The 23629-nt window shown below is 68.1% G+C and carries 24 protein-coding genes and 1 tRNA gene; 5 read left to right on the top strand and 20 right to left on the bottom strand.

Annotation, left to right across the window (positions count from 1 at the left end):
* Positions 1–12 precede the first annotated feature (12 nt).
* From NDR87_RS30785 to argS, 18 genes are all read right to left on the bottom strand, one after another.
* The gene (locus NDR87_RS30785) at positions 13–570 is read right to left on the bottom strand and encodes a F0F1 ATP synthase subunit B (protein WP_251917331.1); all 558 of its coding nucleotides are present in this window, start codon (positions 568–570) and stop codon (positions 13–15) included.
* A 5-nt stretch (positions 571–575) separates the two neighbouring features.
* A complete protein-coding gene (locus NDR87_RS30780) occupies positions 576–824 on the bottom strand; it encodes an ATP synthase F0 subunit C (RefSeq protein ID WP_251917330.1) in 249 nt (82 codons plus the stop codon).
* Between the two features lie 71 nt (positions 825–895).
* On the bottom strand, positions 896–1744 hold the full coding sequence (gene atpB / locus NDR87_RS30775) for a F0F1 ATP synthase subunit A (RefSeq protein WP_251917329.1): 849 nt from the start codon (positions 1742–1744) through the stop codon (positions 896–898).
* A gap of 240 nt (positions 1745–1984) precedes the next feature.
* On the bottom strand, positions 1985–2446 hold the full coding sequence (locus NDR87_RS30770; protein ID WP_251917328.1) for a hypothetical protein: 462 nt from the start codon (positions 2444–2446) through the stop codon (positions 1985–1987).
* Between the two features lie 2 nt (positions 2447–2448).
* The gene (locus NDR87_RS30765) at positions 2449–3642 is read right to left on the bottom strand and encodes an MraY family glycosyltransferase (RefSeq protein WP_251917327.1); all 1194 of its coding nucleotides are present in this window, start codon (positions 3640–3642) and stop codon (positions 2449–2451) included.
* A gap of 11 nt (positions 3643–3653) precedes the next feature.
* Positions 3654–4319, bottom strand: coding sequence for an L-threonylcarbamoyladenylate synthase (locus tag NDR87_RS30760; protein WP_251917326.1), 666 nt, complete (start codon positions 4317–4319; stop codon positions 3654–3656).
* A gap of 61 nt (positions 4320–4380) precedes the next feature.
* A complete protein-coding gene (locus NDR87_RS30755; RefSeq protein ID WP_251917325.1) occupies positions 4381–5223 on the bottom strand; it encodes an ABC transporter permease in 843 nt (280 codons plus the stop codon).
* A complete protein-coding gene (locus NDR87_RS30750; protein WP_251917324.1) occupies positions 5183–6001 on the bottom strand; it encodes an ATP-binding cassette domain-containing protein in 819 nt (272 codons plus the stop codon). Before NDR87_RS30750 ends, NDR87_RS30755 begins: the two co-directional genes overlap by 41 nt.
* Positions 6002–6045: 44 nt before the next feature.
* On the bottom strand, positions 6046–6918 hold the full coding sequence (prmC, locus tag NDR87_RS30745) for a peptide chain release factor N(5)-glutamine methyltransferase (protein WP_251917323.1): 873 nt from the start codon (positions 6916–6918) through the stop codon (positions 6046–6048).
* 3 nt (positions 6919–6921) lie between these two features.
* On the bottom strand, positions 6922–8001 hold the full coding sequence (prfA, locus tag NDR87_RS30740; RefSeq protein ID WP_251917322.1) for a peptide chain release factor 1: 1080 nt from the start codon (positions 7999–8001) through the stop codon (positions 6922–6924).
* A 90-nt stretch (positions 8002–8091) separates the two neighbouring features.
* Complete coding sequence (gene rpmE / locus NDR87_RS30735; protein WP_251917321.1) at positions 8092–8319, bottom strand: 50S ribosomal protein L31; 228 nt, start codon at positions 8317–8319, stop codon at positions 8092–8094.
* Between the two features lie 240 nt (positions 8320–8559).
* Positions 8560–8865 (bottom strand): hypothetical protein, encoded by a 306-nt coding sequence (locus NDR87_RS30730; RefSeq protein ID WP_251917320.1) that lies wholly within the window; start codon positions 8863–8865, stop codon positions 8560–8562.
* Positions 8866–8990: 125 nt separating this feature from the next.
* The gene (gene rho, locus NDR87_RS30725; protein WP_251917319.1) at positions 8991–10958 is read right to left on the bottom strand and encodes a transcription termination factor Rho; all 1968 of its coding nucleotides are present in this window, start codon (positions 10956–10958) and stop codon (positions 8991–8993) included.
* A gap of 323 nt (positions 10959–11281) precedes the next feature.
* On the bottom strand, positions 11282–12223 hold the full coding sequence (thrB, locus tag NDR87_RS30720; RefSeq protein WP_251917352.1) for a homoserine kinase: 942 nt from the start codon (positions 12221–12223) through the stop codon (positions 11282–11284).
* A 25-nt stretch (positions 12224–12248) separates the two neighbouring features.
* A complete protein-coding gene (thrC, locus tag NDR87_RS30715; RefSeq protein ID WP_251917318.1) occupies positions 12249–13331 on the bottom strand; it encodes a threonine synthase in 1083 nt (360 codons plus the stop codon).
* Entirely contained in the window at positions 13328–14683 is a 1356-nt protein-coding gene (locus NDR87_RS30710; protein ID WP_251917317.1) for a homoserine dehydrogenase, read from the bottom strand. Before NDR87_RS30710 ends, thrC begins: the two co-directional genes overlap by 4 nt.
* A complete protein-coding gene (gene lysA, locus NDR87_RS30705; protein ID WP_251917316.1) occupies positions 14680–16101 on the bottom strand; it encodes a diaminopimelate decarboxylase in 1422 nt (473 codons plus the stop codon). Before lysA ends, NDR87_RS30710 begins: the two co-directional genes overlap by 4 nt.
* Positions 16101–17759, bottom strand: coding sequence for an arginine--tRNA ligase (gene argS / locus NDR87_RS30700; RefSeq protein WP_251917315.1), 1659 nt, complete (start codon positions 17757–17759; stop codon positions 16101–16103). Before argS ends, lysA begins: the two co-directional genes overlap by 1 nt.
* Positions 17760–18031: 272 nt before the next feature.
* Between argS and NDR87_RS30695 the strand changes: the two genes are divergently transcribed.
* The 4 genes from NDR87_RS30695 (at position 18032) to NDR87_RS30680 (ending at position 20487) form a co-directional block, all read left to right on the top strand.
* Positions 18032–18781: a DUF3105 domain-containing protein gene (locus tag NDR87_RS30695; RefSeq protein ID WP_372494342.1), complete on the top strand. Its 750-nt coding sequence runs from the start codon at positions 18032–18034 to the stop codon at positions 18779–18781.
* Positions 18782–18785: 4 nt separating this feature from the next.
* Positions 18786–19451: a DUF305 domain-containing protein gene (locus tag NDR87_RS30690; protein WP_251917313.1), complete on the top strand. Its 666-nt coding sequence runs from the start codon at positions 18786–18788 to the stop codon at positions 19449–19451.
* 100 nt (positions 19452–19551) lie between these two features.
* Positions 19552–19624: transfer RNA gene (locus NDR87_RS30685), tRNA-Arg, on the top strand.
* Between the two features lie 281 nt (positions 19625–19905).
* Positions 19906–20487 (top strand): nucleoside deaminase, encoded by a 582-nt coding sequence (locus NDR87_RS30680; RefSeq protein WP_251917312.1) that lies wholly within the window; start codon positions 19906–19908, stop codon positions 20485–20487.
* A 10-nt stretch (positions 20488–20497) separates the two neighbouring features.
* Here NDR87_RS30680 and NDR87_RS30675 read toward each other — a convergent pair whose 3' ends face one another.
* Both NDR87_RS30675 and NDR87_RS30670 read right to left on the bottom strand, forming a co-directional pair.
* Positions 20498–21679, bottom strand: a complete 1182-nt coding sequence (locus tag NDR87_RS30675) for a serine hydrolase domain-containing protein (RefSeq protein ID WP_251917311.1) — start codon at positions 21677–21679, stop codon at positions 20498–20500.
* 92 nt (positions 21680–21771) lie between these two features.
* Positions 21772–22353, bottom strand: a complete 582-nt coding sequence (locus NDR87_RS30670; protein ID WP_251917310.1) for a TetR family transcriptional regulator — start codon at positions 22351–22353, stop codon at positions 21772–21774.
* A 106-nt stretch (positions 22354–22459) separates the two neighbouring features.
* On the opposite strand from NDR87_RS30670, the gene NDR87_RS30665 reads away from it, so the two are divergent.
* Entirely contained in the window at positions 22460–23626 is a 1167-nt protein-coding gene (locus tag NDR87_RS30665) for an NAD(P)/FAD-dependent oxidoreductase (RefSeq protein ID WP_251917309.1), read from the top strand.
* Positions 23627–23629: the final 3 nt, after the last annotated feature.

Raw genomic sequence — 23629 nt, 5'->3', positions numbered from 1 at the left:
GCCCAGGCATGGTTACCTTCCGACCCCGATGCCGGATTTCTCGTCCAATTCTGCAAGGAACTGGTCGATCGATGCGGCCTGCTTGGCCTGATCCGACACCGACTGTCCGATGATCTTCTCGGCCAGGTCGACGGCGGTGCGGCCGAGCTCGCCGCGCAGTTCGGTCACGATCTGCTGACGCTGCGCCTCGAGCTGCGCATGACCGGCGGCGACGATGCGATCGGCCTCGGCCTGGGCCTCGGTCCGCATCTGCGCGAGGATCTGCTGACCCTGGTTGCGCGCCTCCTCACGGATGCGCGCGGCCTCGAGCCGGGCCTCCGCGAGCTGCTGCTGGTACTGCTCGAGGGTCGCCTGCGCCTCGGCCTGCGCGGCCTCGGCCTTGGCGATGCCGCCCTCGATCTTGTCGGAGCGCTCGTCGAGCACCTTCTGCAGGCGCGGCGCCACGTACTTGTAGAAGACGAAGGCGATGACCGCGACGCAAACCAGCGACCAAACGATGTCGTACGTCTCGGGGAGGAGGGGGTTCTTGTCCTCCCCCGCCTCGGCCGCGAGCAAATACATCCCGTTCATGGCAATCAGAAGATGAAGCCGGCGACGAGACCGATGAGGGCCAGGGCCTCGGTGAACGCGATACCCAGGAACATGTTCGTCCGGATGGTGCCCTGCAGCTCGGGCTGGCGAGCGATGCCCTCGATCGCCTTACCGACCACGATGCCCACGCCGATGCCGGGGCCGATGGCGGCCAGACCGTAACCGATAGCGCCGTAGCCCTTCACCTTGTCGGTGGTCTGGGCGAGTTCAGCGGCCACGTAGGAGAGGCTCATGAGATTTCTTTTCCCTTTCTGTTGCCCACACCCCCGGCGGCGTGTGGGTCAGTCTTTGTGCGGTTGTGCGGTCAGTGCGAGTCGGCGTGCTGGGCAAGGCTGATGTACACAGCGGTCAGCAGCGCGAACACGTAGGCCTGCAGGAAGATCACCAGCATCTCGAACAGCGTGAAGGCGAATCCGCCCACCAGCGAGAACGGTGACAGCCCCTTCATCCAGGCGGCGCCCTCGAACAGGAAGAACTGCGTGGCGCTGAAGAACAACACCAGCATGATATGACCGGCCAGCATATTGGCCATGAGCCGGACGGTCAGCGTGAACGGGCGCAGGACGAAGGTCGAGATGAACTCGATCGGAATCAGCAGCACGTGCATCGCGGGCGGCACATTCGGCACCACGATGGACGAGCGCATGTACTTCCAGAAGCCGTACTTCTTGATGCCGATGTAGTTGAAGGCGATGTACGCGATCACGGCCAGCACCAGCGGCATGCCGATTCGCGCGTTCGAGGAGATGTTCAGGAACGGGATGATGCTGGATAAGTTCAGGAACAGCACCGTGAAGAAGACGGTGGCGATCAGCGGGAAGAATTTCCGCCCGGATTCCTTGCCGAGCACCTCGTCACAGATCTGCTCCCGCACGAACACCAATCCGTACTCGGCGATGTTCTGCAGGCCCCGCGGCACCAGCTTGGGGCTGCGGAATGCGAGCAACATGACTGCCAACAGCACGACCGTCATCAGGATGCGAATCAGCATCAAACGGTCGAGCTCGAAAGGCGTCCCCTCGAACAGCACAGCCGGAGGGAAGAAGTCTTGTAGCGAAGGCGCGTGAAACTCGCCCGCCAAAGTGGTGACGCTCAGCGTTCTCTCCCGTGTTCGGGCCGCGGGTATGGTGCTACCCGCGGTTCGATCGGACATTGACGATCTGGTGGTCGACTCAGGTCGGCTCGAAGTTCGTCAGCAGCTGTGCGGGGCGTCACCCGCTCGTGGCGTCTGTACGTCGGCGACATCGTCGACGGTGCAGGGCCGAACCCCCTCAGGTCCGACACGGCTGTAAGCATAGCCTCCCACTCGAGGTAGTAGTGACCGCCCCCGTGGTTCGGCTGCTTACGGTAAAGAGTTTACCAAGCTATCTACGACAACGTGTAGGGGGTCGCGTCAAACATTCGAATGATCTTGATCGGCGCGCTCGTCCGGAGTCGCCACAATCGGCACGCGTTGCCGCAACAGCCCGTAGGTCTCCGCGCCGAGCACGATCAGCAGCGCGCCCACCACGGTGAGGAACAGCGTCATGCGGTCGTAGAAATCGAACTGTTTGAGAATCGCCACCACGACCATCACGACCAGCAGTTTTCCGACCCAACTGGCGAGCATGACCATGCCCTGGATACCGGAATCCAATTTCGCGCTGAACAACACCAGCGCCGCCGTGGTGAGGATGAAGAAACCACCGATGGCCGATCCGATCAGCGCGCCCCAGAGTCCGGGCAGTCCCGCGAGGATCGAGCCGAGCACCGCCGAAACCACAACCAGCACAACCAATCCGGCGATGCCGTAGCGCAGGGCAGCGCGCAGCGGGGCGTCGGGATGGTACTCGGGTGCGGTGCTCACGGTCGCCAACTCTACCCGTCGCTCACCGCGTCGCCGCGCGGCCTCCGCCGCCGCAGCCCGACCGCGTCGCGCAGCGAGGGCACGGCCGTCACCACCAATGCGAAAACCAGTCCGGCCGCGAACAACAGCACGACCACCCGCCACTCCATCAAAGACGTACCGACCGCCCCGAATGCGAGTACGCCGACCCACAGATAGATGAGCAGCACCACGCGCCGCTGCGAATGCCCGATCTGCAACAGCCGATGATGCAGATGCATTTTGTCCGGAGTGGAGAAACTGACGCCCGCGCGGGCCCGCCGAATGATCGCCATCACCAGATCCAGGACCGGGATGAACATGACCGCGCCGACCAGCAGCAGCGGTGAGAGCAAACCCACGATGTCGCGTGGGCCATACCCGGTGAGCGGAATTCGTCCCGACGCACCGGTGGAGACCGCGGCCAGCATGAGTCCGATCAGCATCGATCCGGAATCGCCCATGAAAAGCCGGGCGGGTGAGAAATTGTGTGGCAGAAATCCCAGGCAGCCGCCCGCGAGCGCGGCGGCGAGCAGGGCGGGCGGATAGGTGTCGGTGGCGCCGCCCTGTTCGTAGAGCAATCCGACCGTGAACACGAATACCGCGCCCCCGGCGATCAGCCCCAGCCCGGCCGCCAGTCCGTCCAGGCCGTCGACGAAATTCATCGCATTGATCATCACGACGGTGATGCCGACGGTGACCAGGGCGCCCTGCAGCGGATCCAGGACCACCGTGGTGTTGTTGAACGGGTTGTAGATGGCCACCCAGCTCAACCCCATGACGGCCATCACCCCGGCGGCGGTGATCTGTCCCACCAGCTTGGTCAGCCAGTCCAGCCCCCAGCGGTCGTCGAGGACGCCGACCAGCACGATCAGCGTCCCGGCGACGACGACCGCCGGAATATCGTGCGGATAGTCGAAGCCCCGGCGCAGTGCGGGCAGCTGATGGGCGAAGGCCACCGCGGCGAGCACGCCGAGATAGATGCCCACCCCACCCATCCGCGGGATCGGTTTGACGTGCACATCGCGCTCGCGCGGAATCGCCACCGCGCCGAAGGCGATGGCCAGCACGCGAATGCCGCCGGTGGACAGCAGCGTGATCACCGCGGACACGAGCAGCACCAGCAGTAGCTCGCGTAGCGGAACGATCGCGCCCTGACTGTATGCCGTTCCCTGACTGAGAAGCATCTACCAGGCCGTCACCGCGAGGTCTCGGGCGACAGCTCGTCCGGGGATATGCCGAGCACCTCGCCCACCTGCGCGGCCGTCACCGCGCCCTCGCGCAGGATGCGCGGCTTGTCGGCGGTCAGATCGACGATGGTGGAGGCGACGCCGTGCTCGGCCTTACCGCCATCGAGGTAGACGTTCACCAGATCGCCGAGCTGGGCGCGCGCTTCGTCGACCGTGGTCGCGGGGGGCTGACCGGAGACGTTGGCACTGGACACGGCCAGCGGGCCGACCTCGCGCAGCAGTTCCAGCGCGACCGGATGCAACGGCATGCGCAGCATCACCGTGCCGCGGGCGTCGCCGAGATCCCAGGCCAGCGAGGGGGCCTGCTGCACAACCAGACTCAGCCCGCCGGGCCAGAACGCGCGGATCAGCTCGCGCGCCTGCGGCTGCACCGAGAACACGAGCCCGTCGATGGTGTTCCACGAGCCGACCAGCACCGGAACCGGCATGTCCCGGCCGCGGCGCTTGGCCGCGAGCAGAGCGGAGACGGCCGACGAATCGAACGCGTCGGCGGCGATGCCGTAGAGCGTATCGGTCGGGATGACGGCCAGCCGCCCGGATTTCAGGGTGGCCCGCGCGGCGGTGATGCCCGCGGCCCGCGAGTCGGGATCGGAGCAGTCGTAGACGGTACTCACGGCGAGTGAGTCTATTGGTTCTGTCCAATCGGACCATGATCGGAGTGGCGAGCCCGGGCGCTCAGCGCACCAACCGCCCGAGAAGGGCCGAGGCACAGGCTATCCCGGCGACCGCGGCCAGGATCAACACGCCGAAGTCCGGCCACAGGTGATGCGGGCCGCCCACCAGCAGCCCGCGCAGCGCGTCGACCTCGTAGCTGAGCGGGTTGACATGGCTGATCGCGCGCAGCCAGCCGGGCATCAGGTCGATCGGATACAGCGCGTTCGAGGCGAAGAACAGCGGCATGGTGATGGCCTGGCCGATGCCCATCACCCGATCCCGCTTGGCGACCAGACCCGCGATGGTCATCGAGAGGCAGGCGAAGAAGGCCGCGCCGAGCAGCACCGCGACGACCGCGCCGAACAGCTTCAGCGGATTCAGCGTCATGTTCACGCCCATGATCAGGGCCAGGATCACGATGATCAGCACCTGGGCCACCGAGCGCACACCAGCCGCGAAACATTTGCCGGTGATCAGCGCGGCGCGCGGGGTCGGGGTGACCATGAGCTTGTTGAGAATGCCCGCGTCGCGATCCCAGATCAGCGTGACGCCATAGAAGATCGAGATGAACAGCGCGGACTGGGCGATGATGCCGGGGGCCAGGAAGTCCAGATACGGCATATCGCCGGTCGGGATCGTGCGCAGCCGGGCGAAAGTGGTGCCGAAGATCAGCATCCACAGCGCCGGTTGCACGGCGCGGGTGACCAATTCGCTGCGATCCTGGCGCAGCCGCTGCAATTCGACCAGGGCGAAGGTGAGGATTCGCGAGCCCAGCGCGGCCAGCCGGGCCGCACCGCGGGGGGCCGCGCGCAGCGGCGGGAAATCAACCGGCCCGCTGTGCGGATCTACGCGTGCTTCGGACATTGCGCAGGCCTCCCTCGGTGGTACTTTCCTCGTCCAGGCCCGCGCCCGCGTGGTGGCGGAACACGTCCTCCAGCGTGGCCGTGGGGCCGAGAGCGTGCCGTAGTTCGGCCGGTGCACCCACCGCGCGCAGCACTCCCTTGTGCAGCAGGGCGATTCGATCGCAGAGCGCGTCGGCCTCGGCCATGTAGTGGGTCGTGAGCAGGACGGTCGTGCCGAAGCGGCGGCGCAGGTCGCGCACCCGCTCCCAGACGCCGTCGCGGGCGATCGGGTCCAAGCCGACCGTGGGTTCGTCGAGGATCAGCAGGGCGGGGCGGTTGATCAGGGCCTGCGCCAGTTCCAGGCGGCGCACCATGCCGCCGGAGTAGCCGGACGCCGGGCGGTCGGCGACCTCGAGCAGGTCCATGGCGGCGAGCACCTCCTCGACGCGCTGCGCGCGCTCGCGGCGCGCAACGTCGAACAACCGGGCGAACCAGGTGACGTTCTGCCGCCCGGTCAGGCTCGCTTCGATCGAAAGTTGTTGCGGCACATAGCCCAGGTTGTAGCGGATGTCGGTGTCGCGGCGGCCCGCCTCGAAGCCGAGCACGCGCACCGAACCCTCCCGCACGGGCATCAAAGTGGTGAGCAAGCGGATCGTGGTGGTCTTGCCCGCGCCGTTGGGGCCGAGCAAACCGAAGATCTCGCCGCGTTCGATGCGCAGGTCCAGCTTGTCGAGCACGACATGATCGCCGTAGCGATGCGTCAGACCTTCGCATTCGATTGCCCACCGCCCGACCCACATGATGTCGAGGATATCTCCGACTCGAAGCCGATTTCCGGGGGAATTCAGCCGCGACGGGCCGCGACGAAGCGGGGTTTACCCGCGAGATCGGGGTGGTCCACGATATCGGCGAAACCATCGTGGGCCGCGAACAGGGCCGCGACCTGGGAACCGTTGGAGTCGTCGTGTTCCACCGCGGCCACGCCGTCGGCGCGGAGCAAGCGGGCGATGGTGCCGATCATGGGGCGTACGATATCGAGGCCGTCCGCGCCGCCGAACAGGGCCAGGTGCGGATCGTGTTGCGCCACTTCGGGATCCAGCACGGCATCGATCGGGACATAGGGCGGATTCGAGACGATCACATCGACGCGGCCGTCGAGGTCGGACAGGATGTGCGGATCGGTGACGTCACCGGCGTGCAGGGTGATCGGGGTGTCGCCGTCCGCGGCGCGGGCGTCGACATTGCGGCGGGCCCAACCCAGGGCGGTCGAATCCAGTTCCACCGCATGCACCTGCGCGTCGGGGCGGGCATGGGCGATGGCCAGTGCGAGCGCACCCGATCCGGTGCACAGATCCACCACCACGGGCGGGTGCTCGTGCCCGAGCGCCGCCAATCGGGCCAGCGCCCAGGCGAACAGCAGCTCGGTCTCCGGTCGCGGCACGAAGACGCCGGGGCCGACGGCGAGATCGATCTCACCCATCGCCGCCGTGCCGGTGAGATGTTGCAGCGGAACGCGTTGCGCCCGCCGGGCCACCAGCGCCCGGTACTGCGCCAGCTGTTCCGGCGTCACCATGGGTACCAGCGCCAAACGCGGCCGCTGGACGCCGAGCACATGTGCGGCCAGGAATTCGGCGTCGACGCGCGGGCTGTGCACCCCGGCCGCGGCCAGCGTCTCAGCGGCCTCGGCGATCGCCGGGCGCAGCGGGAGCCGGGTCACCGCTCACTCCGCCGACAACCGGGCCGCGCGGTCCGCTTCACCCAATGCGTCGAGAAGGGCGTCCAAGTCACCGTCCAGCACCGAATCCAAATTGTGGGCCTTGAAACCGATGCGGTGGTCGGTGATCCGGTTCTCCGGAAAGTTGTAGGTGCGAATGCGTTCGGACCGGTCCACGGTGCGGATCTGGCTCGCCCGGCCCGCCGCCGCCTCGGCCTCGGCCTGCTCCTCGGCCAGCGACTGCAACCGCGCGGCCAACACCTGCATGGCGCGAATCTTGTTCTGCAGCTGCGACCGCTCGTTCTGACAGGTCACGACGATGCCGGTGGGCAGGTGGGTGATGCGCACGGCCGAATCGGTGGTGTTGACACCCTGGCCACCCTTACCCGAGGACCGGTAGACATCGATGCGCAGATCGGATTCGTCGATCTGCACCTGCTCGACCTCGTCGGGCTCGGGATAGATCAGCACACCCGCGGCGGAAGTATGGATGCGACCCTGCGATTCGGTCACCGGCACGCGCTGTACCCGATGCACGCCGCCCTCGAACTTCAACCGCGACCAGACCCCGTCGCGGCTGGGTTCGCGACTCTTGATCGAGATGGTCGCCTCCTTGTAACCGCCCAGGTCGGAGACGTTGGCGTCGAGCACCTCGACCTTCCAGCCGCGCCGCTCGGCATAACGGATGTACATCCGGGCCAGATCCGAGGCGAACAGCGCCGATTCCTCGCCGCCCTCGCCGGACTTCACCTCGAGCACCACGTCGTCGGCGTCGTGCGGATCGCGCGGGGCCAGCAGATCGGTGAGCGTCTTCTCGAGCTCCTCGACCTGCTCCTCGAGCCCGGGAACCTCGGCCGCGAAGGCGGAGTCGTCGGCCGCCAGCTCCCGCGCCGCCGCCAGATCGTCGCGCGCGGTCACCAGCTTGTTGTACGTCGACATGATCGGAGCAAGCTCGGCGAACCGCTTACCGACGCGCCGGGCCTCGCCCGGGTTGTTGTGCAGCGCCGGATCGGCCAGCTGCGTCTCCAGGCCGGAATATTCCGCCAGGATGTCGTCGATCGCGGACGGGGCCGTCTTGTCGGCCATCGCGGATGCTCCTCGGGAGAAGAAGGTCGAAGGGGTGTCCAAACACGCCGACGCCCGACCTGCCAGGCAGGACGGGCGTCGGCGGGACGGCTACTTGGCGTCGGCCTTCTTGGCGCGCTTGCCGTAGCGGGCCTCGAAGCGGGCGACGCGGCCGCCGGTGTCCAGGATCTTCTGCTTGCCCGTGTAGAACGGGTGGCACTGCGAGCAAACCTCGACGTTGATGTGACCCGACTCCTTGGTGCTGCGGGTCTGGAAGGTGTTGCCGCAACCACAGACGACGGTGGTCGGCACGTATGCCGGGTGGATTCCTGCCTTCATGGGTGTCCTTTCGATGTGGTCGCCGGGTCGCCATCGGGAGTCGAGGGCGTGAACCGGAACCGACTAGGCGGGATGCTCTGCGTTCTACCAGCAGACGCACCAGCGATCCAGTATGCCAGAACGGCTGGCACGCTCTCAAAACGCACCCCGTCGCCGTTTCATTCCCCGCCCGTGCGCGCCCCGGAAAGTGCGGGCACGCGTAACCGCGGATCGCAGGTGACGCCGAAGTCGAGTAGTTCGCTACTCGGGAACGCGTACACGGTTGTTCATAGAGTATTCCCAGGTGAGAACCGTGCGATTACGTGAAAGGACAGCAGTGCATCTCCACGCCGCTCGGGGGGCGACGAGATCCAGGTCACCGGCATCCGCCACCGCGGGGACGCGACTGGCCGGATCGACGTTCGCGGTCCTGTTCCTGATGGCGGCCATCGGCTGGTGGCTGGCGCCGGGTGCGCCGCGGACCGCCGCCGCCGAACCCCCCACCGAAACCCCGCAACTCGAATTCACCGCGACCGCGATATCCACCGGCGCCGTCACCTCGGCCACCGCGGTGATTCTGACCTTCATGATCGTCGGCGCGGCGGCGATCGGACTGATCTTCTACAGCCCGGCGCCGCCGAAACCACAGCGGCCCCGCCGAAGCAGGGCCACTGTGGTGCGGAATCGAGCAATCACTCCTCGAGTGCGCCCGGTGCGGTCTTGGAGACCGTCATCAGGAACTCGAGGTTGTTCTTGGTCTTCTTCAACCGGTCGATCAGCAGGTCGATGGCCTGATGCGAGTCCAGGCCGGACAGCACTCGGCGCAGCTTGTGGATGACCGCGGCCTCGTCGGGCGACATCAGCAGGTCGTCGCGGCGGGTGCCGGACGGGTTGACGTCCACGGCCGGGAACACCCGGCGCTCGGCGATCTTGCGATCCAGCTTGAGCTCGGCGTTACCCGTACCCTTGAACTCCTCGAAGATCACCGTGTCACCGGTCGAACCGGTCTCCACCATGGCGGTGGCGATGATCGTCAGCGAGCCGCCGTTCTCGATGTTGCGGGCGGCGCCGAGGAAGCGCTTCGGCGGGTACAGCGCGGTCGAGTCGATACCACCGGAGAGGATGCGGCCCGACGCCGGTGAGGCGTTGTTGTAGGCGCGGCCCAGTCGGGTGATCGAGTCGAGCAGCACGACCACGTCCTGACCCATCTCCACCAGGCGCTTGGCCCGCTCGATGGCGAGCTCGGCGACCGAGGTGTGGTCGCTCGGCGGCCGGTCGAAGGTGGAGGCGATCACCTCGCCGCGCACGGTGCGCTGCATGTCGGTGACCTCTTCCGGGCGCTCGTCGACCAGCACAACCATGAGGTAGACCTCGGGGTTGTTGACCGCGATCGCGTTCGCGATGTCCTGCAGGATCGTGGTCTTACCGGCCTTCGGCGGCGACACGATCAGCGCGCGCTGACCCTTGCCGATCGGCATGATCAGGTCGATGATCCGGGTGGTGAGCTTGTTGGGCTGGGTCTCCAGCCGCAGGCGCTGATTCGGGTACAGCGGGGTGAGCTTGCCGAATTCCGGTCGGCGCTTGGCGGATTCGATATCGGCGCCGTTGACCGTGTCCAGCCGCACCAGCGGATCGAACTTCTGCCGCTGATTGCCCTGCTCGCCCTCGCGGGGCGCGCGCACGGCGCCGGTGATGGCGTCGCCGCGGCGCAGGCCGTTCTTGCGGACCAGGTTCATCGACACGTACACGTCGTTCGGCCCGGCCAGGTAGCCGGAGGTACGCACGAACGCGTAGTTGTCGAGCACGTCCAGGATTCCGGCCACCGGCTGCAGGACGTCGTCCTCGCGGATCTCGACCTCGCCGCCGCGGCTCTCGCCACCCTCGCGGTCGCGGCCGCGACGACGCTCGCGGAACCGACGGCCACGACGGCCGCGGCCGCCCTCCTCGTCGTCGGCGCCACCGCGATCGGCGCGGGTACCGTTCTGACCGGTCTGGTTCTGGCCGTTCTGCTGGTTGCGGTCGCGACGGCGTTCGCCGCCCTCCTGCTCCGGCTTGGCCTCGCCGTCCTTGGTATCGGCGGCGGGCGCCTCGGCACTCGTCTCGGCCCCGGCGTTCGCGGCGGCGGCACGCTGCTCGCGGCCCCGACGCTGGCGGCCCCGGCCGCGCTGACCCGCCTCGCGACCGGCGTCCTCGGCCGAATCGGCCGGGCGCGCAGCGGTTTCGGCGTTCTCGGCGGGCTTGTCCTCCACGACGCTGTCCAGCGTCGGCTGCTCGACCCGCTGGGTCTTGGCAGCGGCGGTCTTCGTCGAAGCGGACTCCCCACCGGTCGACGGCGCCTCGGCGGGCTTGTCCGTCTTCACCTCGGCCTTGGCCTCGGACTTCGTCTCGTTCCGGCCACGGGTGGCCTTTCCGGACGTGGCGGCCTGATTTTCTTTGATGGCGGCGATCAGATCGCCCTTACGCATCCCGGATGTGCCTCGGATACCGAGCTCTCCAGCAAGCGCACGCAACTGCGGCAACAACATTCCAGTCAGCCCCGATCGTGCGACGTCAGTGTGTTCGCTCATCTTCGAAATCTGTCCGGAGTCACTTTCGCGGCGGCCCGAGGAACTTGCATTGGTTTCCACCCCGGGTGTCGCGAGCAGGTCCGTATCTGTCACGGAGATCCTTTCCTTCCCTCGATTGCCGTGTGCTTATTCGAGGGTTTCGTCCCGAAGCCCGATCATCGCGCCGAGCTCGGATGCCGTATCGCCTGCCCCGCCGGACCGGCGGCCGTCACCACCTGGGCTTCGGCCACCGGTTCACAAAGGTGGGAGAGATCATTCCAGTTGCTTTCCCCATATGTCCGAGACTCGTGTTCCGAGCCTGAGCAAGGAGCCTGCTGGAGCGATTGCCCTGATGAAGCACCGGCGTCTGACGCGCACGATGTACGGACGTGCCCAGGATAGCTCCCACTTTTCTCATCAGCAAGGCAGGCGCGCCGTCAATCCACCCGTACGCCGTCGGAAATGGTCGGCGTCACCACGCGCAGGCCGTCGTCGATGGCCTGTTCGCGCAGTTCGGCGGGCAATTCTTCGGTGCCGAACGCCAATACGGTCGGCCCCGCCCCCGATACGGTCGCCGCGATCCCGGCCGCCCGCAATCGGGTGACCCACGCGGTCGTCAGCGGCAGCGCCGCGGCGCGATACGGCTGGTGCAGCCGGTCCGCGGTGGCGGGCAGCAGCAGATCGGGGTGCTGGGTGAGGGCCGCGACCGCCAGGGCGGCGCGGCTGACGTTGAAGGCCGCGTCGCCGTGTGGCACCAATTCCGGCAGCAGACCCCGGGTATGCGCGGTGGCCGACCGTTCCTCGGGAATCAGTACCGTGGCGCACAGCGCCGGATGCGGGTCCAAACGCACCGCCCGGTAGGTCCGGGCGTGGTGCTCCACGGTCGGATCGCAGGCCAGTTCGGTCCAGGACACCACGATTCCGCCCAGCACACTGGCCGCGGCATTGTCGGGATGACCCTCGAATTCCGAGGCCAGCTGTACCAATTCGGCGTCGTCGCAGGCCAGCTCGGCATCGAATTTCGCGGCCAGGCCGCGCCCGGCGGCCAGGCCGCCCACCACCGCCGAGGCCGAGGAGCCCAATCCGCGCGAGTGCGGAATCACGTTGCGGCACACCACATCCAGGCCGTCGGCCCACACCCCGGCCGATTCCAGGCCGCGCTCGATGGCCCGTACCACCAGATGCGAAGGGCCCCAAGGGACATCGGTGGCGCCCTCACCCTCCACCCTGATGCTCAGGCCCGAGTCGGTGGTGCGCACCTCGATCTCGTCGTACAGACCCAGCGCGATGCCCAGGGAATCGAATCCGGGCCCCAGATTGGCGCTCGAGGCCGGAACCCGGGCCGTGACGGAGATCCCGGCGGGCAGGGTCCGGGTCAGCACTTGACCTTCGCGGGAACTCAACTCAGGCCAGCTCTAGCTCGTGGGCCACCGCGACCGGATCCACCGCGATCGCCTGCACCTCGGGCATGCCCTTCAGCGCGGTGTCGGGATCCTTGAGGCCGTTGCCGGTCACCGTGCAGACCACGGTCAGTCCGGCGTCGAGCCAACCCTCCTTGCGCGCGGCCAGCAGGCCCGCCACGCTCGCCGCCGAGGCCGGTTCGACGAAGACGCCCTCGGTGCTCGCGATCAGGCGGTACGCGGCCAGGATCTCCTCGTCGGTGGCGGCCCGGAACGCGCCGCCGGACTCCTCCTTGGCGGCGACCGCACCGTTCCAGGACGCGGGCGCGCCGATCCGGATGGCCGTGGCGATGGTTTCGGGATCCTTGACCGGAGCCCCGTTGACCAGCGGCGCGGCGCCGGCGGCCTGTACGCCCAGCATGCGCGGGCGCGAGGCGGTGATGCCGTCGGCGTGGTACTCGCGGTAGCCCTTCCAGTAGGCCGTGATGTTGCCCGCATTGCCCACCGGCAGGGCATGTACGTCGGGGGCCCGACCGAGGACGTCGCAGATTTCGAAGGCCGCGGTCTTCTGGCCCTCGATCCGCGCCGGGTTCACCGAGTTGACGAGGCCGACCTGCGGGAACTCCGCGGTCACCTTGCGAGCCAGCTCGAGACAGTCGTCGAAGTTGCCCTGCACCTGAATGATCTTGGCGCCCAGCATGACCGCCTGGGCCAGCTTGCCCATGGCGATCTTGCCCTGCGGGATGAGCACCGCGCAGTGCATGCCCGCGCGGGTGGCGTAGGCGGCGGCCGAGGCCGAGGTGTTACCCGTGGAGGCGCACAGCACCGCCTTCTGGCCGCGGGCCTTGGCGTCGGTCATCGCCATGGTCATGCCGCGGTCCTTGAAGGAACCGGTCGGATTGGCGCCCTCGACCTTGAGGTAGACCTCGCAGCCGGTGAGCTCGGACAGGTGGTGCGCGGGCACCAGCGGGGTGCCGCCCTCGAACAGCGTGACGGGCTCCCAGTCGGCGCCCACCGCAAGCCGATCGCGGTAGGCCGCGATCAGTCCCGGCCACCCAGTGTGAACCGGAAGTCCAGTGGTACTCATTCCTCGGTGCCTTCCAATCTCAAAACGCTGGTCACGGACGTGACGGATTCCAGTTCGGCGAGCGCGGCCACCGTATCGGCCAGCGCCGACTCCTCCGCGTGGTGGGTGACCACGACCAGTCGGGCGCCCTCGTCGGATCCCTCCTGGCGGACCGTCGAGATGCTCACGCCGTGCTTGGCGAACTCGCCGGCCACCGCCTGCAAAACCCCGGTGCGGTCGGCAACCTGCAGATTCACGTGATAGCGGGTGGGCGTGTCGCCGATCGGCGCGATCGGCAGCTCAGCATAAACCGATTCGCCCGGAGCGCGACCACCGTAGAACTTGTTGCGCGCCGCCATCACCAGATCACCCATGACGGCCGAGGCGGTCGGCGCACCGCCTGCGCCCTGGCCGTAGAACATCAACCGGCCCGCGTTCTCGGCCTCCACGACCACGGCGTTGAACGCGCCGTTGACCGCGGAGAGCGGATGCTTGCGTGGAATCAGCGCGGGATACACCCGCACCGAGATGCGCTCCTTGCCGCCGTCGGCGGGCGCGGGCTCACCCGGCCCGGCGGGCACGCGCTCGCAGATGGCCAGCAGCTTGACCGTGCACCCCACGGCCGCGGCGGTTTCCAGATCCTCGGCGGTGATGTTCGAAATGCCCTCGCGGTACACATCGGCCGCGGTGACGCGGGTGTGGAAGGCCAGCGAGGCCAGAATGGCGGCCTTGGCCGCGGCGTCGTAGCCCTCCACGTCGGCGGTTGGATCGGCCTCCGCGTAGCCCAGCCGGGTGGCCTCCTTCAGCGTCACCTCGTAGTCGGCGCCGGTCTCGTCCATCGCCGAGAGGATGAAATTCGTTGTGCCGTTGACGATCCCGACCACCCGGTTGACCCGGTCGCCGGACAGCGACTGGATCAGCGGGCGCACCACCGGAATCGCACCGGCGACGGCGGCCTCGAAGTAGAGGTCGGCGCGGCTGCGCTCGGCCGCGGCGGCCAGCTCGCCGGTGTAGTCGGCCAGCAGCGCCTTGTTCGCGGTGACCACGGACTTGCCCGCACTGAGCGCGGCTCCGATGAGTCCGCGGGCGGGATCGATACCGCCCATCACCTCGACGACCAGATCCACATCGGCACGGGTGACCAGCGCCTCGGCGTCGGTGGTCAGCAGGTCGGCGGGGATGCCGCGGTCGACGTCGAGCCGCCGCACCGCCACGCCGCGCAGCACCAGCGGGGCGCCCACGCGTGAGCGCAGATCGTCGGCGTGCTCGCGCAGGATGCGCACCACTTCGGTGCCGACATTGCCCATGCCGAGGACCGCGACACCGATCGGGCGATCGGATCCGAATACGGCTCTGTTCCCGACCTCGGTCATGCTTCCACCTCCAAGCTCAAAAGGTCCGCCACCGTCTCCCGGCGCAGGATCAGGCGCGCCTGCCCGTCGCGCACGGCCACCACGGCCGGACGGGTGAGCAGGTTGTAGCGGCTCGACATCGAATAGCAGTAGGCGCCGGTCGCCGCCACCGCGATCAGATCACCCGGGCCCACATCGGCGGGCATCCAGGTGTCACGGATGACGATATCGCCGCTCTCACAATGCTTTCCGACCACCCGGGCCACCACCGGGCCCGATTCGCTGCCGCGCGAGACCAGGCGGCAGTCGTACTCGGCCTGATACAGCGCGGGCCGGATGTTGTCGCTCATACCGCCGTCGACGCTGACGTAGCGCCGCCGCAGGCCGCCGTCCAGGCTGACATCCTTGACGGTGCCGACCTCGTACACGGTGACGGTGCCCGGTCCGGCGATGGCGCGCCCCGGCTCGACCGCGATGATCGGGGTCGGCAGCCCGGCGCGGGCGGCCTCCTCGGCGACGATGCGGCGCAGATTGGCCGCGAACTCGTCCAGCGCGGGCGGATCGTCGTTGGGCAGATACGAGATTCCCAGTCCCCCACCGAGATCCAGCGTGCTGATCTGAGCCGTACGCTCCACGCCGAACTTGTCGACGGCATCGCGCAGCAGCCCGAGCATGCGGCGGGCGGAGATCTCGAAGCCGTCGCTTTCGAAGATCTGCGAGCCGATATGGCTGTGCAGGCCGACCAGCCGCAGATTGTCCGCCTCGAACACCCGGGCCAGCGCCTCGAGGGCGTCGCCGCCCGCGATCGAGAAACCGAACTTCTGATCCTCGTGCGCGGTCGAAATGTATTCGTGAGTATGGGCCTCCACGCCGACGGTGACGCGGACCAGCACGTCCTGCACCACACCGGCGCGCCCGGCGACGGCCTCGAGCCGATCGATCTCGATCAGCGAGTCGACTACGACATGGCCCACGCCCGCGGCGACCGCGGTCTCCAGTTCGGCGACGGATTTGTTGTTGCCGTGCAGGGCGATCCGGTTCGCGGGGAAGCCCGCGTGCAGCGCGACGGCCAGCTCGCCGCCGGAGCACACATCCAGGGACAGCCCCTCGTCGCGAACCCACCGCGCGATCTCACCGCACAGGAATGCCTTGGAGGCGTAGTGAACTCGCGCGTTGTCGCCGAACGCCCGGACCATATCCCGGCAGCGGGAACGGAAGTCGTCCTCGTCGACCACGAACAGCGGCGTACCGTACCGCTCGGCCAGCTCGGTCACCGGCACACCGGCGAGCCGCACCACGCCGTCGGCATCGCGGGAGGCGTTGCGCGGCCACACATTCGCGGGCAGATCGATCATCTGGGCCGACTCACGCGGCCGCTCGGGCAGATTCGGGGCGTGCGGGATCTCGGCGTGACGCGGCCCGGCGGGGTGTGCACTCATCACATCCGCTCCGGAGCGTTGACGCCCAGCAGCGCGAGGCCGTTGGCGAGTACCTGTCGGGTGGCGTTGACCAGTTCCAGGCGTGCGGCATTGACCGGCGTGACCGGATCGTCGCCCTGCGGCAGGATGCGCAGCGTCTTGTTGGTCTGGAACCGGTGGTACGCACCCGCCAGCTCCTCCAGGTAGCGGGCCACGCGATGCGGCTCGCGCAGCGTCGCCGCGCTCGCGACGATCGCCGGATACTCGCCGAGGGTGCGGATCAGCTCGCCCTCCTCGTCGGCGGTCAGCAACGCGAGATCCGGTGCGACACCGGCGAATCCGAGATCGGCGGCATTGCGGCCGACCGCGCAGGTGCGGGCGTGCGCGTACTGCACGTAGTAGACCGGATTCTCGTTGCTCTGCTTGGTCCAGACGTCGAGATCGATATCCATGCTGGTGTTGACCGAGCTGCGCACCAGCGAGTACCGCGCGGCGTCGACGCCGATCAGCTCGACCAGATCGTCGAGGGTGACCACGGTGCCCGCGCGCTTGCTCATCCGCACCGCCACCCCGTCGCGCACCAGATTCACCATCTGGCCGATCAGCACCTCGACCGTCTTCGGATCGTCGCCGGAGGTCTCGGCGATCGCCTTCAACCGGCCGATGTAGCCGTGGTGGTCCGCGCCGAGCATGTAGATGCACAGATCGAAGCCGCGGGCGCGCTTGTCCTGGTAGTAGGCGATGTCACCAGCGACGTAGGCGGCCTTGCCGTCGCTCTTGATGACGACGCGGTCCTGATCGTCGCCGTACTCGGAGCTGGCGATCCACCAGGCGCCGTCCTTCTCGTACAGCTTGCCCATGTTCTTGAGCCGCTCGACGGCCCGGTCGACCGCGCCCGACTCGAACAGCGAACTCTCGTTGAAGTAGACGTCGAACTCGGTGCCGAAGTCGTGCAGGGTCTGCTTGATGTGGGTGAACATCAGCTCGACGCCCTCGCGCCGGAACAGCTCGTGCCGCTCGGCCTCGGGCAGGCGCACCGCGTCCGGATGCGCGGCGACGATCCGCTCGGCGATCTCGCCGATGTAGGCGCCCGCATAGCCGTCCTCGGGCGTCGGCGCACCGGTCGCCGCGGCGACCAGGGAGTTGGCGAACCGATCGATCTGCGCGCCGTGGTCGTTGAAGTAGTACTCGCGGGTGACCGCCGCGCCCTGAGCCGCCAGGATCCGGCCGAGGGCATCGCCTACGGCGGCCCAGCGGGTACCGCCCAGATGAACCGGACCGGTCGGATTGGCGGAGACGAATTCCAGGTTGATCTTGGTACCGGTAAGGGTGGCCGCACTGCCGTAGGAGGCGCCCGCCGCGCGGATCCTCTCGAGGATAGCCCCCTGTGCGGCGGCGGCCAGCCGGATGTTGAGGAAGCCCGGGCCCGCGACCTCGGCGGATTCGATTCCCTCGTCGGCCGACAGCGCGTCGGCGAGCAGACCGGCCAGTTCGCGCGGATTCAATCCCGCTTTCTTGCCCACCTGCATGGCCAGATTCGTGGCATAGTCACCGTGTTCCGGATTGCGGGGACGCTCCACCTTGACCTCGTCGGGCAGGACCGAAGGGTCCGATCCACGTTCGACAAGCACCTTCGCGGCGGTAGCACGAAGGAGATCTGCAAGGTCAGCTGGAGTCACGAGTCCTTATCCTATGGTCTGAGCAGGCGTACGCCGCCATCGGGCACCTCTGGGCAGGCACCCAGCAAACCGGGCGGGGCAACACCAGCTTGCCGCATTGCGGGACCGTCCGACATGTCGAAGAGAGCACATCAGCGATGCCGAACACCAGCGCGAAATCGGCCAAGGCGATTCGTGCCGCCGCCAAATCCGCACCGGCCCGCAAAACGGGGGGCCCAGGAAAGAAGCCGCTCGGGAGCCGCGTCCCGTGGTCCGTGATAGGGGCCGCCGTCGTGATCATCGGCCTGGTCGCCGCCCTCGCGGTGTATCTGGTGCCGAAGTATCAGGAGAAGGCGGATGCGGAGAAATTCACACCGACCGCCCAGAAGAAGGATCCGTCCGACGAGATCGCGGGCGTGGTGAAGAAGGACTATCCGGCGGGCCTGCACGTGCGGGTCCCGCAGCGGGTGGCCTACGACCTGGCCCCGCCGATGGGCGGGCCGCACGACGAATCGTGGGCGGCCTGCACCGGCGTGGTCTACACCAAACCGATCCGCACCGAGAACGCGGTGCACTCGCTCGAGCACGGCGCGGTGTGGATCGCCTACAACCCCGACAAGATCAGCGGCGCGGCGGTGGACTCGCTGAAGCAGAAGGTCCAGAACAAACCCGCGATGCTGATGTCGCCGTATCCGGGCATGGACTCGCCGATCTCGCTGCAGTCGTGGGGACATCAGCTGAAGGTGGACAGCGCCGACGACAAGCGCATCGGCCAGTTCGTCGCCGCGCTACGGCTGAACCAGTACACCCATCCGGAAGTCGGTGCGGCCTGCGACAATCCGACCTTCGACCCCGACAACCCGCCGCCGTTCGATCCGACCGCGCCCGGGCCGGACGCGGTGCCGATGGACGGCAAGGGGCTGACCCCGTCCACCGACGAGGGCTTCGGCGGTCCGCCCGGCGGCATTCCGGGCATTCCTGGACTGCCTGGGATGCCGGGCGTGCCCGGCGGCGCGCCGGGACAAACCCCTCCGCGGCAGTAGCGCCATGACGAGCGACCGACCCGCCGCGCGGCAACGCGCGGCCGTCCTCGTCCTGGCCGTGGTCGCGGTGCTGCTGGTCGGCGTCGCGATCGGGGTGATCGTGCGTATTCCGTTGCAGCGCAGTGTCGATGCCGCGCCCGGCGCGGTCGACACCGGCTTCTGCCAGGACATGTCCGTCCATCACGCGCAGGCGGTGCAGATGGCGGGCCTGGAGCTGTCCGGCGGCAGCGATCCGGACGTCAAGCGCCTGGCCTACGACATCCTCACCACTCAGCAGAACCAGGCCGGGCGCATGCAGGGCTGGCTGCAGCTGTGGGGCAAGCCGACGCTGCATCCGGACGGCTACATGGGCTGGATGTCGGCCGCCGGCGGCCACGGCCACGACTCGCAGACCTCGGGCCCGATGCCGTCCATGCCCGGCATGGCCACCCCCCAGGAGCTCGAACAGCTGCGCCGGGCCACCGGCCCCGCCCAGGACACGCTGTTCCTGCAACTGATGCTGCGCCACCACCAGGGCGGCGTCCCCATGATCGAATACGCCGCCGCCCGAGCCGAAACCGACGCCGTCCGCTCCCTGGCCGCCAGCATGAAAACCACCCAGGAGGGCGAGTCCCGCCTCATGACCCAGATGCTCACCGCCCGCGCCGCCACCCCCCTCCCCCTCAACTGAACCCCCGCTCACCCTCGCCTTTTGGCCCACGCCCGCCGATGCGATACGCTTTCCCCGCCCGATCGGACGACGTGCAAACAACGACGACCGGGTCCACCTCGCCCTCGTAGCTCAGGGGATAGAGCGTCTGCCTCCGGAGCAGAAGGCCGCAGGTTCGAATCCTGCCGAGGGCACCGAGGAAGGCTCGGACAGCGTTGCTGTCCGAGCCTTCTCGCGTTGCGCGATACCGCATCCGTCGCCGTTCCCATACCGGGCTTCGGAAGGCAGCGATTCATTCCCGCCCTAATACACCGGACAATTCGATTTCATCGCATTAGGCGTGGCGATAGGCTGGAGGTAGAACTTCTGGCCGGAACCGAGAATTCGGCGAATTTCTGGCAGGCTACCACCCATGGTTACCGAATTCTCCCGAAAGGTGTCCGCGCAAACCTCCCGGCGCACGGCCGCACTCGCATTGACCGCCTCGGTCGCGGCCTTGGTCGGCGGCGCCGCGGGCACCGGCTCGGCCACGCCGACATGTGAACTCGACGAGCCGACGCGCAGCGCCCCGGACCGGCTGCTCGGCTACCGCCCGACGCTGGAAGAACAACGATTCCACGCATTGCGGATGGCCCAGGCCATCCGGGTGGCGGCGGGCAATCCGAAGTATCCCTTCGGCGCGGTCATCGTCGACGACACGGGGACGATCCTTTCCGAGGGGGTCAACAAAAGCGCGTTCCATCCCGGGCATCACGGTGAGGTGGTCGCCATCAATTCCTATATTGATCGGCACGGCAATTCCGGCTGGCCGAATACGACGCTCTATACCACCGGCGAACCGTGTGCCATGTGCATGGGAATGATCGCCTGGGCGAAGATCCCACGCGTGGTCTGGGCCAGTTCGGTCGACGTGATCGGCCGTTCCGGGATCGGCCAGATCGCGATCAGCGCCATCGAACTCGCTGCCCGATCACACGGGATCTATCAACCGCGGTACCTGATAGGCGGGGTCTGCGCCGAGGTGATGGACCCGATCTTCCTGAACCGTCCTCGCTGACGGACGCGCCTCAGGCCAGGGCGGCGCGCAGCGCGGCGGTCCACGGCGACCACCGCGGGTCCGGGCCGCCGTTGTCGTCGCCGACCATATTGGTGCAGGTGTAACCGACGGCTACGCCGGAATCCGGGTGGGCGAAGGCGATTCGGCCGCCGGAGCCGATCTGGCCGAAGGCTCCGGGGCCGAGGAGTTGGGTGGGGCGGGTGAGTTCGTAGCCGTGGGCGAAGTCGTTGCCCTTCGGCAGGGCGGTCAGGGGGGCGGGGTAGTTCAGTCCCTCGGTTTGGGGTTGGCGGGCTCGGTGTAGGGCCTGGGGAGAGAGGAGGCGGATGCCGTCGATGTCGCCGATCGTGGCCGCGAACAATCGCGCCAGTGAGCGAGCGTTTCCGATTCCGTTGCCGGAGGGGATCTCCGCCGCGTGCCCGATTCGGGTGTTGAGCAGTTCCAGGCCCTCCTCTCGCATCGCCACCGTCGCGAGGGTGGCCCGGACCAGTCGCGCGCCGACGTCGATCCCCATGCTGCCGAGCAGCTTCTCCACTTCGGCGGGACCGGGCGAGCGCAGCCGGGTGAACTGCGGAACGACATGGGGCTCTTGGCTTTCGGGCAGGCCGATCCACAGGCTCAGTCCGAGCGGGTCGGCGATCTCGGCGGCGAGGAACTCACCCACGCTCTTGCCGCTGACCCGCCGGATCAGCTCGCCCGCCAGATAGCCCCAGGTGAGGGAGTGATAGTAGTACGCCGTCCCGGGCCGCCACAGCGGAGCCATCGAGGCGAGGGCGGTGACGCACGCCGACCAGTCGGACAATTCTCGGGTGCCGATTCCGCATTCGGGGTCGAAGCTCGACAATCCGGCGCGATGGGACAGCACATCGGCGACCGTGACGTCGGCCTTGCCCGCCGCCGCGAACTCCGGCCAGTAGTCCCGAACCGGGGCCGCGAGGTCGAGCAGGCCCCGATCGACGAGCATATGCACACAGGTCGCGGTCAGCCCCTTGGACACGGACATGAGCACCGACAGCGACCCCGCATCCCAGGTCTTCCCCGAGATCGGATCCTGTCCCGTCCACAGATCCACCACGACGCGCCCGTGGCGATACACGCACAGCTGCGCGGCGCCCTCGTCACCCTCGTGCGCGTGCGCGAATCCATCCCGAACCGGCTCGAATCCGCGCTCGACGAATCCCTCCACCAAACCCACCAGCCCTCCTCGGCGAGATCGGGCCCACCGATGCGGCGAAACCCCTTCGCCGAGAACATTATTTCCTTCCAGCTGGATGGGCATCCTGGAGGTCACCGGATGCGCGGCTGGCCCAGCAGATATCGCTGGAGCGTGGGGCCGATATCGGCGACGATCTCCTCGTGCCTCATGGCGACGACCGGGGGCAGGCGTAACACGTAGCGGCACAGGGCGAGTCCGAGCATCTGGGTGGCGAGCAGACCGGCCCGGCGCGGCGCGTCCGATGGATCGCCGACACGCATGACCACGGGCATCACCTGTCCGGCGAAGATCTGCTGCGCGCGACCCCCCAGCACATCCTCGGTCAACGCGGAACGAAGCAGGGTCAGCATCGTCTCGCTACCCGGCGAAACCTCCCAGACCTCCAGGAATCGGCGCACCAGCGCCTCGCCCAGGGCCTGCGGCGGCACCGCCCCCAGATCGGGCAGCGCGAGGTCCACGTCCAGGGCGGCCTCGAACAGCCCCTCCTTGCTGCCGTAGTACCGCATCACCATCGACGGGTCGATCCCGGCATCGGCGGCGATCGCGCGGATGGTCGCCTTGCGGAAACCTTCCTCGGCGAAGCGGCGGCGGGCGGCCGCGAGGATGGTCGCCCGGGTCACGTCGGAGCGGCGCGGAGTCGTCTCGGCGGTCATGCCCACGAATGTAGGCCAACAAGCGTTGACACACCAGTATCGCCGGCCGTACCGTGATGCCAACAAATGTTGGCCAACGATTGTTGGCATGGCTCGAGGAGCACTCATGAACACAGTTCCGGCCGCGGCTTCCGTTGTCGTCATCGGTGCGGGTCCCGTCGGGTTGACCGCGGGCATCGCCCTCGCCGACGCCGGTGTCGACGTGGTCGTGCTGGATCGACTGGCCGAGGCCGCGAACACCTCGCGGGCCGCGGTGGTCCACGCCCGGACCATGGAGGTGCTCGACGAATTCGGGATCGCGGACGAACTGCACGACCGCGGCCTCGAGGTCCCGCGGTTCGTCCTGCATGACGGCGGACGTCGGCTGGCCACCGTCTCCTTCACCGGACTGCCGACCGAATACCCCTACGCCCTGATGATCGGTCAGGAGACGACCGAGGCCGTGCTGCTGGCCCGGCTGCGCAAGGCGGGCGGCGACGTGCACCGGCCCTACGAGGTCACCGCTGTGACCGCCGCCGGAACCGAGGTCATCGTCGAATTCCTCGATGCGACAGGCGGTTCGGGCTCGATCCGCGCCGACTACGTGATCGGCGCGGACGGCATGCACAGCGTGGTTCGGGAGCAGGCCGGAATCGGCTTCACCGGCTCGACCTACACCGAGTCGTTCGTCCTCGCCGACGTCCGGATGGACTGGCCCGACCCGCGCGAGGAGATCTCGATGCACCTGTCTCCCGAGGGAGTCACCGTGGTGGCGCCGCTGCCGGACGAGCGGCGCGATCGGTACCGCGTCTTCGCCACCGTCGCCCACGCGCCCGAACGCCCCGATCTGGCCCGCGTCCAGGCCATCCTCGACACCCACCGCCCCGGCGCCCGGATCCGAGAGCTCCTGTGGAGCTCGCGTTTTCGCGTGCACCACCGCGTCGCCGATCGCTACCGCGCGGGCCGCGTCCTGCTGGCCGGCGACGCCGCGCACGTACACAGCCCCGCGGGCGGTCAGGGCATGAACACCGGCATCCAGGACGCCGCCCTACTGGGTCGGCTCCTGACCCGCGTACTGCACGGCGAACCGGAGACCCTGCTCGACGAGTACGAGCGGTCTCGCCGACCCATCGCCCTCGGGGTGCTCTCGTTCACCCACCGAATGACGCGAATGGCCACCCTGCGCCCCCGCCCCGCTCGCGCCGTGCGCAACACCGCCATCCGTCTCGCGGCCCAAATCCCGGCCGTGCGGCACGCCCTCGCCTACCGGCTCGCCGAACTCGCCACCCGCTGACCG

Source organism: Nocardia sp. CDC159 (genome assembly GCF_023740735.1).
GTDB classification, from domain to species: domain Bacteria; phylum Actinomycetota; class Actinomycetes; order Mycobacteriales; family Mycobacteriaceae; genus Nocardia; species Nocardia pulmonis.
Note: the sequence above shows the minus strand (reverse complement) of the source record. Positions and strands in the feature narration are given on the sequence as shown.